Genomic DNA, 22,622 nt, shown 5'->3' with positions numbered 1-22,622 from the left:
CTCTACGTCAGTCAGCGACGCTCCTCGCGTTGTTTGCACGCCACGCACAGCAGGGCGCGCGGATATGCCTGGAGGCGGGCCTTTCCGATCGCGTGGCCGCAGGAATCGCACACCCCGTAGGTGCCCGCGTCCATCCGTTCGATCGCCCGCTCGCTCTGCGCGAGCAGGTCACGGCTATTGTAGGTCAGTGCGAGGTCGTGCTCGCGCTGGTACGCCTTCGCCCCGGTATCGGTGGGGTCGTCCCCGGCGTTGGCCACCGCGTCCGTGAGCCGCTCGGCCAGCCCCGATTCGGCGTCGGCGAGGTTGGCGCGCAGCGCGGTGATCTCCTCCTCCAGCGCACCGCGGACCTCGGCGAGCTCCTCGGGGGTCCAGGGGTCCTCCCCGCTGCGCGCCGGGGGCAGATTCACCGCACTCACGTCGGCCTCCTCGTGCCGTGCGCCGCGCTGCGCGCGGCCCCCTCCACCACTCGATCGCTCCGCCGCCATAGACGTCACCCTCAAGCCCCCCGTTCCGATCCGGACGACCTCCCGGCCGCCCCCGCCGTTCCACTTCCCGACGTGCGAAAACGCCGTCGATTCGGGCGTCATCCGCACAGTGCCGGGTAGCTTAGGCGGCCGGGGCGGGCGATTCAACGAACCACGGCGTACCACGGAATCACCGCCTCTTTCCCCTTTGTTGTTCCCCTGTTCGCATCGTCCGATTCGCAGGGCGGGGGCAGAGGGGCCGGGCGCCGAGGGGCGGGGCGCGGGGCCGGGGCTACCCGGCGGTGGCGAAGCCCCCGTAGTCCTCGGCCAGGCGGGACAGGTGCGGCTCGTCGAACACCGCGGGGCCGCCGTGCGGGCCCACCCGCACCTCGATCACCCAGTCGACGTCCTCGGCGTCGTCCTCGCCCGCGAGCATGTCCCGGTGGACCGTGCACGGCTCATAGCCCTGGTCCACCAGCTGCTCGGCCAGCTCGTCGGCGTCCTCCCGGTCGGGCAGCGTCACCAGCACCGCGCCCGCCGACTGCGTCTCCCCCATCCGGTCCCTCTCTTTCCTTCGGCCTTTCGGCTCCGGCCTGGCCCGGCGCCGCCCGCGGTCGGCCGCGGGGGCGCCCGTGCCCGGGCCGTCCCCGGTGGACGGCCGTGCGCCAGTATGCCCCGACGCGCCGCCCGCGCCCGCGCCGACCCCGCCGGGCCGCCCCTTCCACGGCCGCGGCACGCCCCGACGGGGCCCTGCGGCGCCTCCGGTGCCGGCTCCGGTGCCGGCTCCGGTGCCGGTGCCGGCTCCGGTGCCGGTGCCGGCTCCGGTGCCGGCTCCGGTGCCGGTGCCGGCTCCGGTGCCGGCTCCGGAAAGGCGCGCGTGAAGGGAGGTCGCGTTGCGTTATCCTCTACTCCAAAGCAGGGCGATGACGGGGACGAGTACCGCGCGGAGCACAGCCCAGAGCGACCCGGGGACGGTGGGAGCCCGGGGGTATGACCGGCGGGAAGATCACCCCTGAGCCGCCGGAGGAACGGCCCCCGACCGGGGCTCAGTAGAACCGGCACCGCAGCGAACGAAGTGGGGGGCGCACGCGCTCCCAAGGAGGGTGGTACCGCGGGGCCGCGCGCCTCGTCCCTCCATCAGGACCGCACCCCTGATGGAAAGGGCAGCCACGTGTCAGCAGAAGAACCCTCCGCCTCCCGGCCCTTCCCCGCCCTCCCCGCGCAGATCGACCTGCCCGCGGTGGAGCACGAGGTGCTGAAGCGCTGGTCGGAGCAGAAGGTCTTCGAGCGCTCACTCGACAAGACCAAGGACGGCCCCAACTGGGTCTTCTACGAGGGTCCGCCCACCGGCAACGGCAAGCCCGGCGTCCACCACGTGGAGGCCCGCGTCTTCAAGGACGTCTTCCCCCGGTTCAAGACCATGAAGGGCCACCGGGTCGACCGCAAGGCCGGCTGGGACTGCCACGGCCTCCCGGTCGAGGTCGCCGTGGAGAAGGAGCTGGGGCTCAGCGGCAAGAAGGACATCGAGGAGTACGGCGTCGCCGAGTTCAACGCGCGCTGCCGTGAATCGGTGCTGCGGCACGTGGGCGCCTTCACCGAGATGACCGAGCGCATGGGGTACTGGGTCGACCTGGACGACCCCTACCGCACGATGGACTCCCAGTACGTGGAGTCGGTCTGGTGGGCGCTGAAGCGGATCCACGAGAAGGGCCTGCTGGTCCGCGACTACCGGATCAGCCCCTACTGCCCGCGCTGCGGGACGACGCTCTCCGACCACGAGCTGGCCCAGGGCTACGAGACGGTGACCGACCCCTCGGTCTACGTGCGCTTCCCCGTCACCTCCGGCCCGCTGGCCTCGCCCGAGCGCCCCACCTCGATGCTGGTGTGGACCACCACCCCCTGGACCCTGGTGTCCAACACGGCGGTGGCCGTGCACCCCGACGTCGCCTACGTGGTGGCCACCGACGGCACCGAGCGGCTGCTCATCGCCGAGCCGCTGTTCGAGAAGGTGCTGGGCGAGGGCTGGACCCTGACCGGGGAGCGGTTCGAGGGCGGCGAGATGGAGCACTGGACCTACCAGCGCCCCTTCGAACTGATCGGCTTCGACGCGCCCGCCCACTACGTGGTGCTGGCCGACTACGTCACCGTCGAGGACGGCACCGGCATGGTGCACCAGGCGCCCGCCTTCGGCGCCGACGACATGGCGGTCGCCCGCGCCTACGGGCTGCCGGTGGTCAACCCGGTGCGCGCCGACGGCACCTTCGAGGAGGGCCTCGACCTGGTCGGCGGGCGGTTCTTCAAGAAGGCCGACCCGGTCCTGGTGGAGGACCTGACCGCGCGCGGCCTGATGTACCGCGCCCAGGAGTACGAGCACAGCTACCCGCACTGCTGGCGGTGCCACACCGCGCTGCTGTACTACGCGGTGCCGTCCTGGTACGTGCGCACCACCGAGGTCAAGGACGAGCTGCTGGCCCAGAACGCGGCCACCAACTGGTACCCCGAGAACGTCAAGGAGGGGCGCTTCGGGGAGTGGCTGCGCAACAACATCGACTGGGCGCTGTCCCGCAGCCGCTACTGGGGCACGCCGCTGCCGGTGTGGCAGTGCGCCGACGAGCACACCACGGTGGTCGGGTCGCTGGCCGAGCTGGGCGAACTGGCCGGGCGCGACCTGAGCGCGCTGGACCCGCACCGGCCCTATGTCGACGACGTGGTGCTGGACTGCCCGCAGTGCGGCGCCGAGGCCCGGCGGGTGCCGGAGGTCATCGACGCCTGGTTCGACTCGGGCTCGATGCCGTTCGCCCAGTGGGGCGCCCCGCACCGCAACGAGAAGGTCTTCGAGGAGAACTTCCCGGCCCAGTACATCTGCGAGGCGATCGACCAGACCCGCGGCTGGTTCTACTCGCTGATGGCGGTCAGCACCCTGGTGTTCGGGCGCTCCTCCTACGAGAGCGTGGTCTGCCTGGGCCACATCCTGGCCGAGGACGGCCGCAAGATGAGCAAGCACCTGGGCAACGTGCTCGAGCCGATCCCCGTAATGGACCGGCACGGCGCCGACGCCCTGCGCTGGTTCATGGCGGCCAGCGGGTCGCCGTGGGCGGCCCGGCGGGTGGGGCACACCGCGCTGGAGGAGATCGTCCGCAAGGTCCTGCTCACCTACTACAACACGGCCTCCTTCTTCACCCTCTACGCGGGCGCCGGCGAGGGCTGGTCCCCCGAGCGCCTGGACGAGGCGCCGGCCCCGGCCGACCGGCCGCTGCTGGACCGGTGGCTGCTGTCGGAGCTGAACCAGGTGGTGGCCGACGTGGACGCCGCCCTGGAGGACTTCGACACCGCGGGGGCGGGGCGCAGGCTGACCGCCTTCATCGACGACCTGTCCAACTGGTACGTGCGCCGTTCCCGCCGCCGGTTCTGGGCGGGCGCCGACACCCCGGAGGGCGCTGCGGCGTTCGCCACGCTGTACGAGACGCTGGAGAACCTGACCCGGCTGCTGGCGCCGATCATCCCGTTCCTGACCGACCACGTGTGGGCGGCGCTGCGCCGCCCGGGGGCGCCGGAGTCGGTGCACCTGGCCGACTGGCCGGCGGCGGACCGGGAGCTGATCGACGAGGGGCTGTCGCAGGACATGGCGCTGGTGCGGCGCCTGGTGGAGCTGGGCCGGGCGGCCCGGGTGGAGTCGGCGGTGCGCACGCGCCAGCCGCTGTCCCGGGCGCTGGTGGGCGCCCGGGGGTTCGACCGGCTGCCCGAGCAGCTGCGCGCGCAGATCACCGAAGAGCTCAACGTGCACTCGCTGGAGGCGCTGTCGTCGGTCGGCGGCGACCTGGTGGAGTACACGGTCAAGCCGAACTTCCGGGCGCTGGGCAAGCGGTTCGCCAAGCGGACTCCGCTGGTGGCGAAGGCGATCGGCGCGGCCGACGCCAAGGCGCTGGTGGAGCAGGTGCGCGGCACCGGCTGGGCGCACGTGGAGGTCGAGGGCGAGCCGGTGGAGATCAGCGCCGACGAGGTGCTGGTGACCGAGCAGCCCCGCGAGGGGTGGGCGGTGTCCACCGAGAACGGTGAGACGGTGGCCCTGGACCTGGAGCTCACCCCGGAGCTGCAGCGCGCGGGGCTGGCCCGCGAGGTGGTCCGGCTGGTGCAGGACGCCCGCAAGGGCAGCGGCCTGGACATCTCCGACCGGATCGCGCTGGCCTGGTCGGCGACCGACCCGCAGACCGGGCAGGCGATGGAGGAGCACGCCGAGACCATCGCGGCCGAGGTGCTGGCCACGTCCTTCGCCCGAACCGAGAAGGCCCCCGAGGAGGAGGGCACCCACTCCGTGACCTCCGATGACTTCGGCCTGACCGTCTGGATCCGCAAGGCCTGACCCCCTCAAGGCCACAGGCTGGGCCCCGGACGCACAGCGTCCGGGGCCTTTCCCGTCTCCGGCTCCTCCCTCCCTGGGGCAGCAGGTCCCGGCTCGGGGATCGGATACTCACACGTCCGCCGTCCGGAACCGGGAGGCCCTGCCGAACGCCTGGTCACGGCTGGGAGCCAGGAAGAACGGACGGAGGTTCGGGGGGCACACCGACCGACGGTGAACCGCCACCCGGCAATCAGCCACGAGCGGGGCACCCGCCGATCCGGCACCGCCCGGTGACGCTCGCAGACGTGGCGCTCGGCAGTGCTGCCCCGGTCATCGGCTCTCCGAGCCGATGGCGGTACGGCGGCAGATTCCACCGAAGCAAGTCGAGGGAAGCGGTGGGCTATTCGTTCGTCTTCATGCGCTTCAGGCCCTCGACGAATTCTGAGAAGGACGGCTCGTCCGGGTCTTCGGCCCTGCCCTCGGCCGGGATGTCGCTGGTCTCCTCCGGCTCTTCGTCCCCTGCGGCCGTCCCGGCTTCGTCCGAGTCGGTGACCGCTTCCCCGGCCTCGGGGGTGTCCGGAGCAGCGGTGCCGTCCTTTTCCGCCTTCGTCGACCGGTCGGCGTGCGTACTCGTTCCGGGCCCCGCCACCGCCCCTGACTGCGGCTCTTCGTCGAGGTCAGGCAGCGGCTCGGGGTCCGGGAGCTCGGCGCTCACGGCTCCGCTCTCTGCGCCGTCTTCGTGGGCGGCGCCGTCGGCCGGGGCCACGTCATGGGGGCGACCGGTGGTCGGCGCTTCGTCTTCGGCGACCTCCGCGAGCTCCGCGGCCTCGGCGGACTCCGCGCGTCCCGCCCCTTCGGCCACCGGGGGCTCCACGCCGCTTGCCGCTGCCTCGGTGCTCTCGCCATGGGGCTCGCCCGTGACGGCGGTGGGCCGGGGCGTCTCACCCCGGTCAGCGGTCGGCTCGCTCGACGGGGCTTCGGCCTCCGTCTCGGGCGACTCCGGCGTCGCAGGCGACCCGGTATCGGATTCCGTGTCGGGGCCGGTTCGGGACTCGGGACCGCCGGTGTGGGGGTCGGTGTCGGGCCCGGCGGTGGCAGCGGACTCCGGGGCTTCTCCCGGGGAGTGTGCGCCTTCCGCCTCCGCGGCACTCGTGCGTTCAGCGGGCTCGGCAGCCCCAGCGGGCTCGGCGGACTCCGCAGGCCCCGCGGACTCGGCATGCTCCCAACGCTCGGAGAGCCCGGAGCGCTCGGCCTTCTCGGACGGCCCTTCGGCCACGGGGGCGTCCGCCGAGTCGGGTACCGGGTCGGCCGACGTGTCCGCCGTCGGCTCCATCTCGGGCTCCGGTTCGGACACAGCGGAGGTCGTCGTCTCCGCGTCCGTGCCCGTGTCGTCGTCCGGTCCGGCCTCCGTGGCCGCGTCCTCGGGCGGGAGCGGGTGGGCGCCGGTCCGGGCGGGCTCCTCGGCGGACGGGGCATCGCCGTCGCCGCCGCCGGGAGAGGTCTCGGGGGGTCGGGGGGTGGTGGGTGAGGAAGGCTCAGAGGGCTCGGCCTGCGTCGACGGGCCGGGATCAGGGGCCTCGGTCGATCGGGGGCCGGGGACGGCCGGGCCTGTGCCCGGTCCGCCCGCCGCGCCCGCACCGGGCGCGGCCGTCCGCGCCTGCGGTGCGGACGGGGACGCTGCCCCGGCGAAACCCTCCTGCCGTGCCCCTCCGACCGGTGCGCCGGGCCGGTCCGTACCGGCCTGCGGCGTTGCCGGGCCCTGACCGGCCGCCCCGGGGGGCGGGGTCGGGCCGGCGGCCCCTGAGGGCCGAACCCGGGCGACTGCGGCGGGGACGGACGCCTTCCCCAATCCGTCCGTCCGTGCGCCCGCCTGCTCGCGGGCACGTCGCACCGCCGTCGATATCCCCGTGCCCGCCTCGCGGATTCCGAGCTGCTCGCGGCTCCGCACCGCCTCCGCGATGAGCAGTACCGCGCCGACGCCGCCGAGGGCGAGCGCGATGTACACCAGGCTCGCCTGGGCGAGCACCACGGCGATCGCGATGAGGAGCAGGGCCGCCGCCAGGACGACGAGGCTGCCGAGGATCAACACTGGTCGAGAGGGCCTTTACTGGTGGGTTCCTTCGAGGGTGGCGTGCCCTCCCGGGCGGTCAGCGGCGCTCGTGCGGCGCCTCGCCCGGGTGGAACCCGCCGTGCGGCGCGGGCTCGGGCTGCTGCTGGGCGAACGGGTTGCCGCCGGCCGGAGCCGCCGGGCCGCCGTGCTGCAGGGCCGGCCCCGCACCGGTGGGCGCCGACATGGTCTGGAAGCCGCCGGTGGTGTTGGGGTTGGCCGGTGCGCCGCTGGGCTCCTGGCCACCCTCGTTGAGCTCGCGCAGCTGGCGCTCGAAGTAGTCCTTCAGGCGGCTGCGGTACTCGCGCTCGAAGTCCTTCAGCTCGGCGACCTTGTGCTCCAGCTCCTCGCGCTGCTGCACCAGCGAGCCCATCACCTGGCGGTGCCGCTCCTGGGCGTCGCGGTCCAGGTTCTCGGAGCGGGCGCGGGCCTCGTTGACGATCTGCTCCGCCTGGCGGCGGGCCTTGCCGAGAATGTCGTCGGCCTCGTGCCGGGCGCGGCCCAGGGTCTCGTCGGCCTCGCGGCGGGCGTCGGAGATGGCCTGGTCGGCGGTCTGCTGGGCGAGGGCCAGGACACGCGCGGCGGTGTCCATGTTCTCCTCGGAGCCCGGCAGGCCCATCTGGGCGGCCATCGCGGGAAGCTGCTGCTCCACCGCCTGGGGCGCGGGGGCGGGCGCCGGGGCCGGCGCCGGCGCCGGCTCGGGCTGCTGCTGCGCCGGCTGCTGCTGCGGCTCCGGCTGCATCTGCTCCTGGGGCTGCTGCTGGAAGTCCTGCATGCCGGCGTTGGGCACCTTGCCCCGCAGGCACTCGGCCAGCTTGCCCCGAAGCTCCTCGTTCTCCTGGATCAGACGGTCGAGCTCGGACTCGACCTCATCGAGGAAGGCGTCGACCTCTTCTTCATCGTAGCCCGGCCGTAGCCGGGTCGTACTGAACTGCTTGTTCCGCACATCCGCGGGTGTCAGCGGCATGTTCGTCTCCTTGGCGCGCTTGGACTCCGTCCGTAGGGACGCTACCTGATCGTGACCTTACGGCAATCCGGATCATGACCAAGACCACATATCGGAACCGGAGCTTACCCGTCCGACATGTATGCCTTTCCGGAAGGCACCGCAGGGAAGCACCGGTTACACGGTCGCGGTCGTGAACATGGCGTACCGCACGATCTGGATGAGGATCACCACGAAGAGGAAGAGGACGGTGAAGCTCAGGTCCAGCGCCACACTCCCCAACCTGATGGGCTTGATGAACCGCCGGAGGAACTTCAGCGGCGGGTCGGTGATCGTGTAGACGCTCTCCGCGAGCACCAGCGAGAAGCCCGAGGGGCGCCACGACCGGGCGAACGACTGCACGAGTTCGAACACCAGCCGCCCTATCAGCACCAGCATGAAGAGGTTCAGCAGGATGAGGAGTACGTACAGGACGATGCTCACGGTCGTTCCTCGACCCAATCTGTGTACAGCCGTGGTGGTCTAGCTCTGGTTGAAGAAGCCTCGCTCGGCGATCCGTGCCTTGTCTTCAGCCGTCACCTCAACATTAGCCGGGGACAGGAGGAACACCTTGTTGGTCACGCGCTCGATGCTGCCGTGCAGCCCGAAGATGAGCCCCGCCGCGAAGTCGACCAGACGCTTGGCGTCGCTGTCGACCATCTCGGTGAGGTTCATGATCACCGGGGTGCCCTCCCGGAAATGCTCTCCGATAGTACGCGCTTCGTTGTAGGTGCGCGGATGGAGCGTGGTGATCCGGGCGAGGTCGGCCATCGCCGTCGCCGCGGAGACGCGGCGCTCGGACGCCCCGCCCGCCAGCGGGGTGCGGTCCTCTCCCTCGCTCACGGCGTCGGAGCGCAGATCGCCGCCATGCGGGTCGGTCTCCCGCTCCCGCCTGTCCTCGACGGCCTCTTCGAAGTCGTCGAAGTCATCGTATTCGTCCGCATAGCGGTGATCGTAGCGGTCGTCCTCCACGAGGCCGAGGTAGACCGCCATCTTGCGCATCGCGCCGGCCATCTCATGTCCTCCGTCGTCCCTGTGGTGCGGCACCGCAGAAGACTTCTCTGAGTTCGCCCGTGCCCGCCGGTCCCCGCGCTGCGGGCGAACTCGACAGATGGGCGCCAAGGTCCATGTGGGGACATTACCCCACGTTCGGACCCCGATCACCGAGCAACGCCGTACCCACGCGCAGGTGTGTCGCGCCGTGCTCGATGGCGGCCTCCATGTCCCCGCTCATGCCCGCGGATATCACCTTGGCCTGAGGGTAGCGATCCCGGATCCCCGCCGCGACCGCGCGCAGACGGGCGAACGCGGCCCCCGGGTCGCCCTCCCGCGGGGCGACCGCCATCACGCCGCCGATCTCCAGGCCCTCCTCCGCGGCGATGAGGTCGGCGACCGCCGGGGCGTCGCGCGGGTCCGCCCCGCCGCGCGGGCCGATCACCCCGGCCTGGGAGTCGGGATCGAGGTTCACCTGGACCAGGCAGGTCAGCCGCCGCCCCTCCAGACGGGCGCGGCCGCCGAGCGCGCTCACCAGCCGCCCCCGGTCGACCGAGTGCACCACGTCGGCGTAGCGCGCCACCGACCGCGCCTTGTTGGTCTGCAGCTGCCCGACGAAATGCCAGGTGAGGGGCAGATCACCGAGTTCGGCCGCCTTGGCGGAGGCCTCCTGGTCGCGGTTCTCGCCCACGTCGCCCACCCCCAGGCCGGCGAGGATGCGCACGTCGGAGGCGGGATAGGTCTTGGTCACAGCGATGATGCTCACATCGGAGGCCGGACGCCCCGCCTTTTCGCAGGCCGTGGCGGCCCGCTCGCGCACCGCTTCCAGGTTGGCGGCGATGCGCCGCCGGCGCAGGGCCGCCTCCCCGGCCTCCGCCCGCTCCGCATGTCCGCCGTGTTCCGCTGCCATCGCTCTTTCCGCTCGTTCGTCACTGCCGCGTCTCCGCCGCCCGCCGGGGGCGGCGCCGGGCGGCCGTCCTCTTCCTCCGACGCCGCCGCGGTCCGGAGCGCTCCGTACGGAGCCGCCCCGGGAGCCCCGGTTCCGCCGTCTCCTCCGGTGCCGCAGCCCGGACCGCCCCGCGTGCCCCCGCCCCACGCGGGCTCCGCGCCTCGAAACGCCCCGCGCCGGCTCCGCCGCCCGGGCTCGGCCGCGCGTCCGTACCCTCCGGACCCTCTAGGGATCCGTCGTCCGGGACCCCGCCGACCCGTCCTCCCGGGACGACCCCGGGTCCGACCCGGGGCGGCCTCTCAGGTCCGTCTCCTCGGCCCGTGTCCTAGGGGCGGTGTCCTAGAGGCCGTGCCCTAGGTCCCCTGCGCCGCCCCTCAGGTCCGCCATACGTAGGAGGCCAGCCGCCCGGTCGGGGCCTGCCTCCGGTGGGAGAACAGGTCCGCGGTCTCATACGTACACCGCCCGTCCGCACTGACGTGGCCGACTCCGGCCGCGCGCAGCTGCGCCTCGACCGCGGCGCGCATGTCCACGGCCGGCGTGCCCTCCCGGGTCTCCGACGCGCCCTCGGGGGTGTGCGCGGCCAGTTCGTCGCGCATGTGCGCGGGCACCTCGTAGCACCGCCCGCAGATGGAGGGTCCCAGCACCACCCTGATCCGCTCGAGGTCGGCCCCCTGGCGCACCATCTCCTCCACCAGCGCGGGGGCGACCCGCTTGATGGTGCCCACCCGCCCGGAGTGGGCCGCGCCGATCACCCCGGCCCCGGGGTCGGCGGCGACGATCGGCAGGCAGTCCGCGGACAGCGCCGCCAGCACCAGGTCGTCGCGGGCGGTGACGACCGCGTCCACCCGGCCGGCCCCGCCCGGTTCGGCGGCCACCGCCACGTCGGCGCTGTGCACCTGCTCCATCCACACCACCCGGGTGTGGTCGAAGCCGTAGAGGGCGGCGGCGGCGCGCCGGTTCTCCTCGACGGCCGCCGCCTCGTCCGGCACGCTCTTGCCGAGGTTGAAGGTGTCGAACGGCGGGGCGCTCACCCCTGCGTCGTAGCGGCCGGTGAACCCGGCGAGCACGCCCGGTGCCAACTCGAATGCGGCGCTCATGGCCCTCCCTGGGGACGGGTGCGGTCGGGACGCGAAAAAGCGTACCGGCGGCGGGGATCCCGCCGCCGGTACGCCTGCTCCGACGGGTGGCGCGGGCCTGCGGGCCGCGCGGCTCACGTGCGCCTCACTTCAGGAAGTCGGGCACGTCCAGGTCGTCGGGGTCGTCGAAGATGACCCGGCGACGCGGGGTGGGCACCTCGCCCGGACGGGAGAAGCCGTCGGTGCCGGTGCGCCGCGACCCGTTCTCGCCGACCGCGTGGATGCCGCGGGGACGGGCCTCCTCCTCGGGCTCGGGCTCCGGCTCGGGCTCCTCCTGCGCGGGGGCCGGTTCCGGCCGCGCCGCGGGCTCGGCGCGCGGGGCCGGCTCGGGCTCGGGCTCGGCGGGCGCGGGCTCGGGCTCCGGCTCGGGGCGGACCTGCTCCGGAGCGGCCGGGCGGGCCGCCTGCTCGGGCTCGGGGCGCGGGGCCGGCTCCGGGCGCGGGGCGGGCTCGGCGGCGGCCGGTTCCGGCCGCGCGGCGGGCTCGGGCCGGGGCGCGGGCTCGGGGCGCGGCGCCGGCTCCGGGCGCCGCTCGACCTCGGGCGCAGGCGCCGCGGCCGTGGCGCGGGGCGGCGCCGGGGACTCCGAGCGGGGCTCGTCGAACCCGGCGGCGATGACGGTGACCCGCACCTCGTCGCCCAGGGCGTCGTCGATGACCGCGCCGAAGATGATGTTGGCCTCGGGGGCGGCGGAGTTGGCGACCAGCTGGGCCGCCTCGTTGATCTCGAACAGGCCGAGGTCCGAGCCGCCCTGGATGCTCAGCAGGACGCCGTGCGCCCCGTCGATGCTGGCCTCCAGCAGCGGCGAGGATATCGCCATCTCCGCGGCGGCCACCGCCCGGTCGTCCCCGCGTGCCGAGCCGATGCCCATCAGGGCCGACCCCGCCCCCTGCATGACGGACTTGACGTCGGCGAAGTCCAGGTTGATCAGGCCCGGGGTGGTGATCAGGTCGGTGATGCCCTGCACACCGGAGAGCAGCACCTGGTCGGCGGCCTTGAACGCGTCCAGCACGCTGACCTGGCGGTCGGAGATGGACAGCAGCCGGTCGTTGGGGATGACGATGAGGGTGTCGACCTCGTCGCGGAGCATCGCTATGCCGGACTCGGCCTGGGTGGCGCGGCGCTTGCCCTCGAACCCGAAGGGGCGGGTGACCACGCCGATGGTGAGCGCCCCCAGCGACCGGGCGATGTTGGCGACCACGGGCGCACCGCCGGTGCCGGTGCCGCCGCCCTCTCCGGCGGTGACGAACACCATGTCGGCGCCCTTGAGGACCTCTTCGATCTCCTCTCGGTGGTCCTCGGCCGCCTTGCGGCCGACGTCCGGGTCGGCCCCGGCGCCCAGGCCCCGGGTCAGCTCGCGCCCGACGTCCAATTTGACGTCGGCATCGCTCATGAGCAGCGCCTGAGCGTCGGTGTTGATGGCGATGAACTCGACGCCCTTGAGTCCCTCTTCGATCATCCGGTTGACGGCGTTGACGCCGCCGCCGCCGATACCGACGACCTTGATGACCGCGAGGTAGTTCTGCGGTGCTGCCACGACGAGGGGCCTTTCCGCTCGCATCGGCCGGTCGCTACCGAGTGTCGTCGGCGACCGCGGCCTGGGCCGCGCTCCCCGACCGCGGGTCGGGCCGACCGGCTGTCCGGTTCTACAGTCTTACTTGCGGCGCCCCGGGCCGACCGCCGCCGGCCGGACCGCCCAGGGGCTGGGCCCCGGCCCCGGGTTCCCCGGGGCCCACGGGACTTTCGCCCCTATCGGTTCGAGTCCATACTTATGTCAACCATGGTCTGCCTCCCGACAGTAGGCCGCGGCCTGCCGACGGGCAACCAACCAGGTGTTCAGCCTAACGGCGTGTCGGCTCCGGAAGCGATGCGCCGTCCCGGCGCGTCGCGTCTGGAATGTCCCGGGCTCCGCGCCGCCCCTGGGCCGCCGCCCGCCGCTCCGCACCGCGCCCGGGGCCGCGCGGGCCCCGCACCGCCCGGACCTCAGCCCACGACGGCCATGTCGACGGAGCTGACGTCGTAGACGCGCTCGGAGTCGGGCGGGTGCTCGCCCGCCAGCACCTCCAGGATCCGCGCCTTGCGCCCGCCGTCCTCGGCGTCGCCCCACTCCACCGTCGCGCCGCCCTCCAGCTCCACGGTGATGGAGTCGGCGTCGCGCGCGTCGATGGCGGCGACCCGGGCCGTGGAGGCGGGCAGCGCCCCGTCCAGCGCGTCGGCGACCGAGGCCGCCGCCGCCACCGCGGGGTTGCCCTCGACCTCGCCCCGGACCCGCGCCAGCGGGTAGGCCTCGGGGCGGGAGTCGGCGTCGGTGATCCGGACCCCGTCGTGGTCGACGAGGCGGAACCCGTCCCCGGCCCGCACCGCCAGGCGCGGCTCGCGTTCGTGCACCCGCACGGTGAGCGCGGCCGGCCAGGACCGGTCCACCTCGACCCGCTCGGCCAGCCGCAGCTTCGCGGCCCGGCCGGCCGCGGCCTCGGTGTCGACCCGGGCCAGCGGGGTGCCGGTGGGCACGTCCAGCGCCCCCACGACGGATTCGCGGTCGATCCGGTCCAGACCTTCCACCCGCACCTCGCGCACCACCAGCAGCCGCGACCCCAGCAGCACCCAGGTCACCACCGCCAGCAGCGCGACGATGAGCAGGACGATGAAGGCGGCCTTCCACGGGTCGGAGCGGGGCGCACCGCCCGCGCGGCCCGCCTGAGCAGCGCCGCCTGCCACGGCAAGCACCTTCCCTCCCACGCGGGCCCCGCGCGGGCGCCGCCTCAGGCGCCGCGCTCCTCCAGGGCCGCGACGATCCGCGGGCCGAGCTCGGTGACGTCCCCGGCGCCCATGGTCAGCACGATGTCCCCGGGGCGGGCCAGCTCGGCCGCCGCCGCCACCGCCTGGTCGCGGGTGGCGGGCCGGTGCACCCGCCCGTGGCCGACCCGGTCGGTGATCAGGGCCGAGGTGACGCCGGGCTCGGGGTCCTCCCGGGCCCCGTAGACCTCCATCACCACGGCCTCGTCGGCCAGGGCCAGCGCCTCGCCGAACTCCGCCGCGAAGATCCGGGTGCGACTGTACAGATGGGGCTGGAAGACCGCCACGACGCGCGCCGAGGCGCCCTCCCCCGCGGGGCGGGAGTCCAGGGCGGCGCGGGCGGCGCGCAGGTCCGCCGCGATCTCGGTGGGGTGGTGGGCGTAGCTGTCGTAGACCGCGGTGCCGGCCGCCTCGCCCTTGGGCTCGAAGCGGCGGGCGGCGCCGGTGAAGTGCGCCAGTTGCTCCACCGCGACCTCGGGGTCGTGGCCCAGCTCGTCGGCGACGGCGATCGCCGCGGCGGCGTTGAGCACGTTGTGCAGCCCGGGCACGGCCAGCACGCACTCCAGGGGCTCGCCCTCGGGAGGGGTGAGGGTGAAGCGGGTGGAGAAGCCCTCGGCGCCGATCCCGCCGACCCGGAAGTCGGACTCGGGGGCCTGGCCGTAGGTGACCACGCGCAGGCCGCGGGCGCGGGCGCTCTCGGCGACCTTGCGGGCCCCGGGGTCGTCCACCCCGACGACCAGGGTCCGCCCGACCCGGTCGGCGAACGCGGCGAACTCGGCGTGGATCTCGTCCAGTCCGCCGTAGTTGTCCAGGTGGTCGGCCTCGACGTTGGTGACCACGGCGATCTCGGGCGAGAGCATCAGGAAGGAGCCGTCGCTCTCGTCGGCCTCGGCGACGACGACGTCCCCGGCCCCGGCGTCGGCGCCCAGGCCGGTGGTGACCAGGCGGCCGCCGATGATGTAGCCGGGCTCGGCCCCCAGCTCCTGCAGCACCACGGTGAGCATGGAGGTGGTGGTGGTCTTGCCGTGGGTGCCGGCCACGGCCACGCCCGTGCGCCCCAGCAGCAGGCCGCCCAGGGCGGCGGCGCGCGGCAGGATGCGCAGGCCGCGGCGGCGCGCCTCGGCGACCTCGGGGTTGTCCTCGCGCACGGCCGAGGAGACGACCAGGGTCTGGGCGTCGCCGACGTTGGCGGCGTCGTGCCCCACGTGCACGCGGGCGCCCAGCTCCTCCAGCTCGCGCAGCAGTGCGCCGTCCTTGGCGTCGCTGCCGGAGACCTCGGCGCCGCGCTGTAGGAGCACCCGGGCGATGCCGGACATGCCGACCCCGCCCATGCCGACGAAGTGGACCCGGCCCATCTCCTCGACGGGGAGCGGCTCGGTGGGCCGCACCAGGCTCATCGGGCGTCCTTCCCGTCGTCGACGAAGGTGTCGTCCTCGTCATCGTCGTCCTCGGGCACCGGCACCTCGTCGCCCGGGTTGTCCCCGCGGGCGACGGCCAGGACCTCGCGGGCCAGCTCGGCGTCGGCGTCGCGGCGGCCCATGGCCGAGGCGGCCTCGGACATGGCCACGACCCGGTCGGTGTCGGTGAGCACCGGGATGAGCTCCTCGGTGATCCAGCGGGCGGTCAGGTCGGCGTTGTTGATGAGCAGGCCGCCGCCGGCCTCGACGATGGGCTCGGCGTTCAGGCGCTGCTCGCCGTTGCCGATGGGCAGCGGGACGAAGCAGCCGGGCAGGCCGACCGCGGTCAGCTCGGCGCAGGTCATGGCGCCCGAGCGGCACATGGCCATGTCGGCGGCGGCGTAGGCGATGTCCATCCGGTCCACGTAGGGGACCACGACGTAGGGGACGCCGTCCCGGGTGCGGTCCTGGGGCTCCTCGGCGTTCTTGGGGCCGACCACGTGCAGGACCTGCACCCCGGCGGCGGTGAGCGCGGGCTGGGCCTGGAAGGCGGCCTCGTTGACGGCCTGGGCGCCCTGGGAGCCGCCGAAGATCAGCAGGGTGGGCAGGTCGGAGCGCAGGCCGAAGTGGGCGCGCGCCTTGTCGCCCATGGCCAGGCGGTCCAGGGTGGAGATCTGCTCGCGCAGCGGGATGCCGATGAAGCGGCCGTTGCGGATCTCGGTGTGCGGGTGGCCGGTGTACACGTGCGGGGTGAGCCGCGCCCCCAGCCGGTTGGCCAGCCCGGGGAGCGGGTTGGCCTCGTGGACGACGATGGGGATCCGGCGGCGCCGGGCCGCCAGGTAGCCGGGGGTGGCCACGTAGCCGCCGAAGCCGACGAGGACGTCGGCCTGCAGCTCGTCGAGGCGGTCGCCCGCGGCGCTGATGGCGCCGGCGAGCTTGCCGGGCACCTGGAGCAGCTTGGGGGTGAGCCGGCGGGGCAGGGGGACGGCGGGGATCAGCCCCAGTTCGTACCCGCGCATGGGCACCAGCCGGGTCTCCAGCCCCCGCTCGGTGCCCAGGCACATCACCCGGGTGTCGGGGTCGATCCGCCGCAGCGCGTCTGCCAGGGAGAGCGCGGGCTCGATATGCCCGGCCGTGCCGCCTCCGGCGAGGGCTACCCTCATCGTCGCCGATTCCTCCTCGCTTGAACCTGCCCGTGGTCGCCGTCGCGCCGCTCGATCGCGGTGCCCAGGCCCAGCCAGCTTAGAGCCCTTTCCACCCGGCCGGGACCGCGCGCGGCCAGCGCCCTGCGGGCGTCCGGCTCGGTCTTGGCCATGGCCAGGAGCGCCCCCAGGCCGAGCATGGTCGGGATCAGCGCGGACCCCCCGGCCGAGACCAGCGGCAGGGGGATGCCGGTCACCGGCAGCACGCCGATGACGGTGCCGATGTTGACCATGGCCTGCAGCACGATCCAGGCGGTGACCGAGGTCGCGGCCAGGCGCACGAAGGGGTCGTCGACCCGCGACGCGACGCGGAGCCCAGCGTAGCCCAGGACGCCGAAGAGTCCGACGACGACCAGGGTGCCGACCAGGCCGAGCTCCTCGCCGATGATCGCGAAGATGAAGTCGCTCTCGGGGTGGGGCAGGAAGCCCCACTTCTCCCGGCTCCCGCCGATGCCCACCCCGAACAGGCCGCCGGTGCCCAGCGCGTACAGGCCGTGGATGAGCTGGAAGCCGGACCCGGTGGGGTCGGCCTCGGGGTTGAGGAAGGAGGTCACGCGGGCCATGCGGAACGGCTCGACGGCCACCATGATCGCCACCAGGGTCCCGACCAGGCCCAGCATGCCCACGAACAGCTTGCCCGGGGCGCCCACCACCCACAGCAGCGCCAGGAAGATCGTGAGCAGGACCATGGTGGTGCCCAGGTCGGTGCCGAGCAGCACCAGCAGCACGAGCACGGCGCACCCGGGCATCAGCGGGAAGAGGAGCTGGCGCCACTCCTTGAGCTCCTTGAGCTCCTCCTTGCGGGCGAGCACGTTGGCGCCCCACAGGGCGAAGGCGAGCTTGGCCGGCTCGGAGGCCTGGATGGTCATGCCGCCGATCTCCACCCACCGCATCGCGCCGGAGTTGTACTCCTCGCCCTTGAAGACGGTGAGCACCAGCAGCGCGACCGAGACCAGCATGGCGGGGTAGCCCAGGGCGCGGAACACGTGCATGGGCATGTGCGAGGCGAGCACCATCAGCGGCAGGCCCACGGCGGCGGCGAGGACCTGCTTCTGGAACAGGCTGTAGGGCGAGCCGGTCTCGGTGTAGGAGTCGACCATCGAGGACGACAGCACCATGGTCAGGCCCAGGGCGATGAGCATGGCGCTGGTACCGAAGATGAGGTAGTAGGAGGTGAGCGGGCGCCGGCCGAGCTCGCGCAGCCAGTTGCCGCCCGCGCCCGCGCCGCCCCCGGACGAGGCGCGCGGAGCGCTCCCGGGGCGACCGCCGGGCGGACGCGTCCGGGCCGCCTTCTTCTTCCCGGGCGCTCCCCCACGGGGCACCACCGCCATACGCCACCTCCGCCGCGACACACTTTCCCAGCGTCGAACAAGTGTGGTGGCTACGGTGGCGCAAGCGTCGGACATAACGCGCGTGTTGGGGTTCTTTTCTCCCACACAGGCGCGCAGGACGGGCGAACGGGGCACTCGGCGACCGAACGGACGGTCCGGGACGGACCGGATCGCCCGCCGGGACCGCACCGGAACCCCGCGGGAAGGCGTCTGAGAGACGGTCGCGGGGCACCGGAGGGGGCACACGTGCCCGCCGGGACCGTGGCCGTGCGACCGGCGGCCGCGCCCCTGAGGTCGCTCCCGGTATCGATGGCGTCCATCGGAGCGGTGTCGTTTCCGTCCGACCACTTCAGCGCCGTCGTCACGGCTCCGGGCCGAACCCGGGCCGCCTTCGCAGCCCCGACCGGCGCCCCGCCCGTCGGCGGACGGCCGAAGGCCGCCCGCCGACGGCGGCCACGGCCGCCGGAAGCTCCGCCGCCCCGGCGGGCGCCCTACCGGTATCTCCGGAGCGCACCGCTGATCGGGCGTGGCGGAGCCGCCCCGGTCGTTCGCCGGCCCGGTGGACGCCCGGGGGCAGGAGGAGCACCGGGAAGGACCCGCGCAGGGCCCCGTACACGCCGCGTGCCCGGAGCCCCTGGGGCTCCGGGCACGCATGGGGCCGATCAGGCCCGGAGTCTGCGGACCGCCTCGGCGAAGCGGTCGCCGCGGGCGTTGTAGTCGGTGAACATGTCCATCGACGCCGCGGCGGGGGCCAGGAGCACGGTGTCCCCCTCCCGGGCCAGGGCGCGGGCCTCGGCCACCACCCGGTCCATCGCGTCGTCGCCGGTCTCGGCGACCTCCACCACGTCCGCCTCCGGGGCGTGCTCGTCCAGCGCGCGGCGCAGTTCGGCGCGGTCGCGGCCGAGCAGCACCGCCGCCCGCAGGCGCGGCGCGGCCGAGCGCACCAGCTCGTCCACCTCGGCACCCTTGAGCAGTCCCCCGGCGATCCACACCACCGGCTCGTAGGCCGCCAGGGAGGCGCCGGCCGCGTGGGCGTTGGTCGCCTTGGAGTCGTCGATGTAGAGCACGCCGTCCACGGTGGCCACCGGGGCGATGCGGTGCGGCTCGGGGCCGAACGCCGCCAGCCCCTCCCGGACCGCCTTGGGGGCGGCGCCCGCCGCCCGCGCCAGCGCCGCCGCCGCGAGGGCGTTGGCCACCTGGTGCGGCGCCGCCGGGCGCACGTCCTGCAGGGCGGCCAGCTCCTCGGCGGTGTGCACCGGGTCGTCCACGAACGCGCGGTCCACGAGCAGGTCCTCCACCACGCCCAGCTCACCGGGGCGCGGGGTGCCCGGCCCGAAGCCGACCAGCGGGGTGTGCGGGTCGCCCTCGGAGGCCAGGCGCACCGAGTGCTCGTCGGCGGTGTTGGCCACCCGCACCGTGCCGCGGGCGTAGATCCGGCCCTTGGCCTCGGCGTAGGCGTCGAACCCGCCGTGCCAGTCCAGGTGGTCGGGGGCCAGGTTGAGGACGGCGGCCGCCTGCGGGCGCACCGAGCTCGACCAGTGCAGCTGGAAGCTGGACAGCTCCACCGCCAGCACCTGCGGGCACGTCCCGTCGGGGCCGGGGCGGACCGCCTCGATGATGGGGGTGCCCACGTTGCCCACGGCCAGGGCGTCGCGGCCGTCGGCGCGCAGCATCGCCTCCAGCATCCGCACCGTGGTGGTCTTGCCGTTGGTGCCGGTGACCGCCAGCCAGACCTGGTCGGCGGGCTTGAGCCGCCAGGCCAGCTCGACGTCGCCGATGACCTCGATCCCGGCGCCGGCCGCCGCGGTCAGCAGCGGCGCGTCCGGCCGCCACCCCGGGGAGGTGACCACCAGGGAGGTGTCCTCGGGCAGGGCGTCCGAGCCCAGCACCACGCGGGCGCCCTCGGCGCGCAGCTCCTCGGCCGCCCGGCGGGAGGCCGCGTCGTCCCGGCCGTCCACGACCGTCACCCGGGCGCCGCACGCCAGCAGCGCGCGGGCGACCGGCGGGCCGGACACACCGAGCCCGGCCACGCACACCGGCCTGCCGCGCAGGCCCTCTTCGAATCCGTCCGCCATCGGCTACCTCGGCATCCATTCCAGGTAGAACAGGCCGATGCCGGTGCCCACCAGCAGGCCCTGGATGATCCAGAAGCGGATGACGATGGTCGTCTCCGCCCAGCCCTTCAGCTCGAAGTGGTGCTGGAGGGGCGCCATCCGGAATATCCGTTTGCCGGTCAGGCGGAACGAGCTGACCTGCAGCATCACCGAGGCGGTGATGAGCACGAACAGGCCGCCGATGACGAGCAGCAGCAGCTGGGTGCGGGTGGTGATGGCCAGGCCGACCACCAGGCCGCCCAGGGCCAGCGAGCCGGTGTCGCCCATGAAGATCTTGGCGGGCGGGGCGTTGTACCAGAGGAAGCCGATACAGCCGCCCAGTCCGGCGGCGGCGACCACCGCCAGGTCGAGGGGGTCGCGCACCGGGTAGCAGTTGGGCGAGAGCAGCGCCTCGCTGCAGCTCTGGCGCAGCTGCCAGTTGCCGATGATCACGTAGGAGACCAGCGTCAGGATGGTGGCGCCGGTCGCCAGCCCGTCCAGGCCGTCGGTGAGGTTGACGGCGTTGGAGAAGCCCACGATGAGGAAGAGCGCCCAGATCACGAAGATGCCGATCCACAGCGGCGGCCCGAAGTCGCGCAGGAACGACAGCTGGGGCGAGGCGGGGGTGTAGCCGTAGCCGTTGGGGAACTTCGTCACCCCGTAGGCGAAGCCGACGCCGATCACGGTCTGGCCGAGCATCTTGGCGCCGCTGCGCAGGCCCAGGCTGCGGCGCTTGTAGATCTTGATGAAGTCGTCGAGGAAGCCGACCGCGCCCATCCCGACGAACAGGAACATCACCAGCAGGCCGGAGACCGTGGGGCGGGTCATCAGCGCCAGGTGCGAGCCGAAGTAGCCCAGCACCGCGCCCAGGATGATGACGATGCCGCCCATGGTGGGCGTGCCCTGCTTGGTCTTGTGGCCCTCGGGGCCGTCGTCGCGGACCTCCTGCCCGAACTTGAACCGGAACAGGATGCGGATCAGCGGCGGCATCACCAGCATGGAGATGACCAGGGAGATCGCCGCTGCGATGAGGATATTGCTCACTGGGCGTCCTTCCCCGACGCGGTAAGCCCCTCGGCCACCTTCTCGGCGACCTTCTCCAGCCCGGCCACGCGCGATCCCTTCACCAAGACGACGTCCTTGGGCCGCAGGCGCGTGCGCAGCGCCTCGGCCGCGCCGGCGGCGTCGGGGACGGCGACGGCCTCCCCCTGCCAGCCGGCGACCCGCGCCGCCCCGTCGGCGATGGGGGCGGCCTCCTCACCGACCACGATCAGCCCGTCCACGCCCAGGGAGGCGGCCAGGCGCCCGGTCTCCTCGTGCGCCTCGCGCGCCTCGCCGCCCAGCTCGGCCATGGCCCCCAGCACCGCGAAGGAGCGGCGCCGGTCCCCGGCGATGGCGCCCAGCGTGCGCAGCGCCGCCGCCATGGACTCGGGGTTGGCGTTGTAGGCGTCGTTGACGACGGTGGTGCCGTCGGCCAGCTCGCCGACCTCCATCCGCCAGCGGCTCACCGGGCCGGCCTGGGCCAGCGCCGCGGCGGCCGCCGCGGCGTCCATGCCGAACTCGGCGGCCACCGCGGCCACCGCCAGCGCGTTGTGCACCTGGTGCTCGCCGACCACCGCCAGCCGGACCGGGGCGCTGCCGCCGTTCATCTCCAGGGTGAAGGCGGCCCGCCCGGCGCCGTCCATCCGGACGTCGCGGGCGCGCACGTCGGCGTCCTCGCCGCGGCCGTAGGTCACCACCCGGGCCGAGGTGCGCGCGGCCATGGCGCGCACGGCGTCGTCGTCGGCGTTGAGCACCGCGACCCCGCCGTCGGCGGCCGAGGGCAGCGCCTCGACGAGCTCCCCCTTGGCCTGGGCGATGGCCTCGCGCCCGCCGAACTCGCCCATGTGGGCGCTGCCGACGTTGAGCACGACGCCGATGCGCGGCGGGGCGATGGTGCACAGGTGCGCGATGTGCCCGATACCGCGCGCGGCCTTCTCCATGACCACGAAGCGGGTGTCGGCGTCGGCGCGCAGCACGGTCAGCGGGTGGCCGATCTCGTTGTTGAACGAGCCGGCCGGCGCGACCACGGGGCCGAGTCCCCCGAGCACCTGGGCAAGCAGGTCCTTGGTGGTGGTCTTGCCGGACGAGCCGGTGACCCCCACGATGTCGGCCCCGGCCGCGGTGACGCGGTCGGCCACCTCGCGGGCGAGCCTGCCGAGCGCGGCCACGACCTCGTCGTCGCCGCCGTCGGCCAGCAGCTGCGGCGCCTCGACCGGCCGGGACCCGAGGACGGCCGCGGCGCCGGCGGCGAGGGCGGCGCCGGCGAAGTCGTGCCCGTCGGTGCGCTCCCCGCCGAGCGCCACGAACAGCGAGCCTGGACCGGCCTGCCGAGAGTCCACGACGACCGGGCCGGTCACGGCGGTGTCCGGGCGCGCGGATCCGCGTATCCGGGTTCGGGTGATCTCAGCGATCCGATCGAGCGTCAGCGCGATCAAATCCACTCCTCATGTCGGGCCCGGTCCTCCGCGCCTGCGGCGCCTCGATCGGGGTGGCGGACACAGCCCATGCACGGCGCCGGTCCGGGGATCGCGCTGGGGCTGGTCGACCGCGAGGCGGCAGCGGCACGCCGCGGGGCCGGGCAGCGATTGCCGGACCCACCTTAGAGCATCCGGGATATCGGGGGTTGCGTCACGGCCGCATTGCGGGACCGGATCGGCGTTCGAATCGCCCGCCCCACGGGCGCACTCCGGAACCGCGCCCGCCGACGTTCGGCCGGAACGCGCGCACGACCCCGGGGCCACAGCCCCCACCTGCAGCGATCGGGTGCCGCGTGCGCAGGGTCACCGCACGC

General features: G+C 74.0%; 17 protein-coding genes. 1 reads left to right on the top strand and 16 read right to left on the bottom strand.

The window, feature by feature from the left end; genetic code table 11:
* Positions 1 to 11 precede the first annotated feature (11 nt).
* On the bottom strand, positions 12 to 407 hold the full coding sequence (locus C892_RS0114815; protein WP_017557849.1) for a TraR/DksA family transcriptional regulator: 396 nt from the start codon (positions 405 to 407) through the stop codon (positions 12 to 14).
* A 349-nt stretch (positions 408 to 756) separates the two neighbouring features.
* The gene (locus C892_RS0114810; RefSeq protein ID WP_017540448.1) at positions 757 to 1,020 is read right to left on the bottom strand and encodes a divalent-cation tolerance protein CutA; all 264 of its coding nucleotides are present in this window, start codon (positions 1,018 to 1,020) and stop codon (positions 757 to 759) included.
* A gap of 615 nt (positions 1,021 to 1,635) precedes the next feature.
* Here C892_RS0114810 and ileS point away from each other — a divergent pair.
* A complete protein-coding gene (ileS, locus tag C892_RS0114805) occupies positions 1,636 to 4,824 on the top strand; it encodes an isoleucine--tRNA ligase (protein ID WP_017557848.1) in 3,189 nt (1,062 codons plus the stop codon).
* A gap of 379 nt (positions 4,825 to 5,203) precedes the next feature.
* Here the strand turns inward: ileS and C892_RS31350 are convergent, their stop codons facing one another.
* The 14 genes from C892_RS31350 to C892_RS0114735 all read right to left on the bottom strand — a co-directional run bounded on the left by C892_RS31350 (position 5,204) and on the right by C892_RS0114735 (position 22,266).
* Positions 5,204 to 5,665, bottom strand: coding sequence for a hypothetical protein (locus tag C892_RS31350; protein ID WP_152513399.1), 462 nt, complete (start codon positions 5,663 to 5,665; stop codon positions 5,204 to 5,206).
* Positions 5,666 to 6,950: 1,285 nt separating this feature from the next.
* Complete coding sequence (locus tag C892_RS0114795) at positions 6,951 to 7,877, bottom strand: DivIVA domain-containing protein (protein WP_017557847.1); 927 nt, start codon at positions 7,875 to 7,877, stop codon at positions 6,951 to 6,953.
* Between the two features lie 156 nt (positions 7,878 to 8,033).
* The gene (locus C892_RS0114790) at positions 8,034 to 8,339 is read right to left on the bottom strand and encodes a YggT family protein (protein WP_017540446.1); all 306 of its coding nucleotides are present in this window, start codon (positions 8,337 to 8,339) and stop codon (positions 8,034 to 8,036) included.
* Between the two features lie 39 nt (positions 8,340 to 8,378).
* Positions 8,379 to 8,909 (bottom strand): cell division protein SepF, encoded by a 531-nt coding sequence (locus C892_RS0114785; protein WP_017540445.1) that lies wholly within the window; start codon positions 8,907 to 8,909, stop codon positions 8,379 to 8,381.
* A 124-nt stretch (positions 8,910 to 9,033) separates the two neighbouring features.
* The gene (locus tag C892_RS0114780) at positions 9,034 to 9,798 is read right to left on the bottom strand and encodes a YggS family pyridoxal phosphate-dependent enzyme (RefSeq protein WP_017557846.1); all 765 of its coding nucleotides are present in this window, start codon (positions 9,796 to 9,798) and stop codon (positions 9,034 to 9,036) included.
* Positions 9,799 to 10,211: 413 nt separating this feature from the next.
* Positions 10,212 to 10,934 (bottom strand): peptidoglycan editing factor PgeF, encoded by a 723-nt coding sequence (pgeF, locus tag C892_RS0114775; protein WP_017557845.1) that lies wholly within the window; start codon positions 10,932 to 10,934, stop codon positions 10,212 to 10,214.
* Between the two features lie 124 nt (positions 10,935 to 11,058).
* The gene (gene ftsZ / locus C892_RS0114770; RefSeq protein ID WP_017557844.1) at positions 11,059 to 12,507 is read right to left on the bottom strand and encodes a cell division protein FtsZ; all 1,449 of its coding nucleotides are present in this window, start codon (positions 12,505 to 12,507) and stop codon (positions 11,059 to 11,061) included.
* Positions 12,508 to 12,953: 446 nt separating this feature from the next.
* Entirely contained in the window at positions 12,954 to 13,688 is a 735-nt protein-coding gene (locus tag C892_RS0114765; RefSeq protein WP_017557843.1) for a cell division protein FtsQ/DivIB, read from the bottom strand.
* Positions 13,689 to 13,732: 44 nt separating this feature from the next.
* A complete protein-coding gene (gene murC, locus C892_RS0114760) occupies positions 13,733 to 15,163 on the bottom strand; it encodes a UDP-N-acetylmuramate--L-alanine ligase (protein ID WP_017557842.1) in 1,431 nt (476 codons plus the stop codon).
* On the bottom strand, positions 15,160 to 16,326 hold the full coding sequence (gene murG / locus C892_RS0114755) for an undecaprenyldiphospho-muramoylpentapeptide beta-N-acetylglucosaminyltransferase (protein WP_017540439.1): 1,167 nt from the start codon (positions 16,324 to 16,326) through the stop codon (positions 15,160 to 15,162). Before murG ends, murC begins: the two co-directional genes overlap by 4 nt.
* A complete protein-coding gene (gene ftsW / locus C892_RS0114750) occupies positions 16,323 to 17,696 on the bottom strand; it encodes a putative lipid II flippase FtsW (protein ID WP_017557841.1) in 1,374 nt (457 codons plus the stop codon). Before ftsW ends, murG begins: the two co-directional genes overlap by 4 nt.
* A gap of 662 nt (positions 17,697 to 18,358) precedes the next feature.
* A complete protein-coding gene (murD, locus tag C892_RS0114745; RefSeq protein ID WP_017557840.1) occupies positions 18,359 to 19,771 on the bottom strand; it encodes a UDP-N-acetylmuramoyl-L-alanine--D-glutamate ligase in 1,413 nt (470 codons plus the stop codon).
* Between the two features lie 3 nt (positions 19,772 to 19,774).
* Positions 19,775 to 20,788 (bottom strand): phospho-N-acetylmuramoyl-pentapeptide-transferase, encoded by a 1,014-nt coding sequence (gene mraY / locus C892_RS0114740; RefSeq protein ID WP_051060546.1) that lies wholly within the window; start codon positions 20,786 to 20,788, stop codon positions 19,775 to 19,777.
* Between the two features lie 41 nt (positions 20,789 to 20,829).
* The gene (locus tag C892_RS0114735) at positions 20,830 to 22,266 is read right to left on the bottom strand and encodes a UDP-N-acetylmuramoyl-tripeptide--D-alanyl-D-alanine ligase (protein WP_017557839.1); all 1,437 of its coding nucleotides are present in this window, start codon (positions 22,264 to 22,266) and stop codon (positions 20,830 to 20,832) included.
* Positions 22,267 to 22,622 lie beyond the last annotated feature (356 nt).

It is taken from the genome of Nocardiopsis baichengensis YIM 90130 (assembly GCF_000341205.1).
GTDB classification, from domain to species: domain Bacteria; phylum Actinomycetota; class Actinomycetes; order Streptosporangiales; family Streptosporangiaceae; genus Nocardiopsis_A; species Nocardiopsis_A halophila.
The sequence above is the reverse complement of the archived record's forward strand: the minus strand, read 5'-3'. Positions and strand labels throughout refer to the sequence as shown.

What these genes read in the sequence shown, in the direction of transcription:
- C892_RS0114795 (WP_017557847.1), bottom strand. Translation starts at nt 7,877, where the DNA reads ATGCCGCTGACACCCGCGGATGTGCGGAACAAGCAGTTCAGTACGACC.
- murG (WP_017540439.1), bottom strand. Translation starts at nt 16,326, where the DNA reads ATGAGGGTAGCCCTCGCCGGAGGCGGCACGGCCGGGCATATCGAGCCC.
- pgeF (WP_017557845.1), bottom strand. Translation starts at nt 10,934, where the DNA reads ATGAGCGCCGCATTCGAGTTGGCACCGGGCGTGCTCGCCGGGTTCACC.
- murD (WP_017557840.1), bottom strand. Translation starts at nt 19,771, where the DNA reads ATGGCGGACGGATTCGAAGAGGGCCTGCGCGGCAGGCCGGTGTGCGTG.
- C892_RS0114810 (WP_017540448.1), bottom strand. Translation starts at nt 1,020, where the DNA reads ATGGGGGAGACGCAGTCGGCGGGCGCGGTGCTGGTGACGCTGCCCGAC.
- C892_RS0114780 (WP_017557846.1), bottom strand. Translation starts at nt 9,798, where the DNA reads ATGGCAGCGGAACACGGCGGACATGCGGAGCGGGCGGAGGCCGGGGAG.
- murC (WP_017557842.1), bottom strand. Translation starts at nt 15,163, where the DNA reads ATGAGCCTGGTGCGGCCCACCGAGCCGCTCCCCGTCGAGGAGATGGGC.
- C892_RS0114785 (WP_017540445.1), bottom strand. Translation starts at nt 8,909, where the DNA reads ATGGCCGGCGCGATGCGCAAGATGGCGGTCTACCTCGGCCTCGTGGAG.
- mraY (WP_051060546.1), bottom strand. Translation starts at nt 20,788, where the DNA reads ATGCTGGTGATGCCGCCGCTGATCCGCATCCTGTTCCGGTTCAAGTTC.
- ftsW (WP_017557841.1), bottom strand. Translation starts at nt 17,696, where the DNA reads ATGGCGGTGGTGCCCCGTGGGGGAGCGCCCGGGAAGAAGAAGGCGGCC.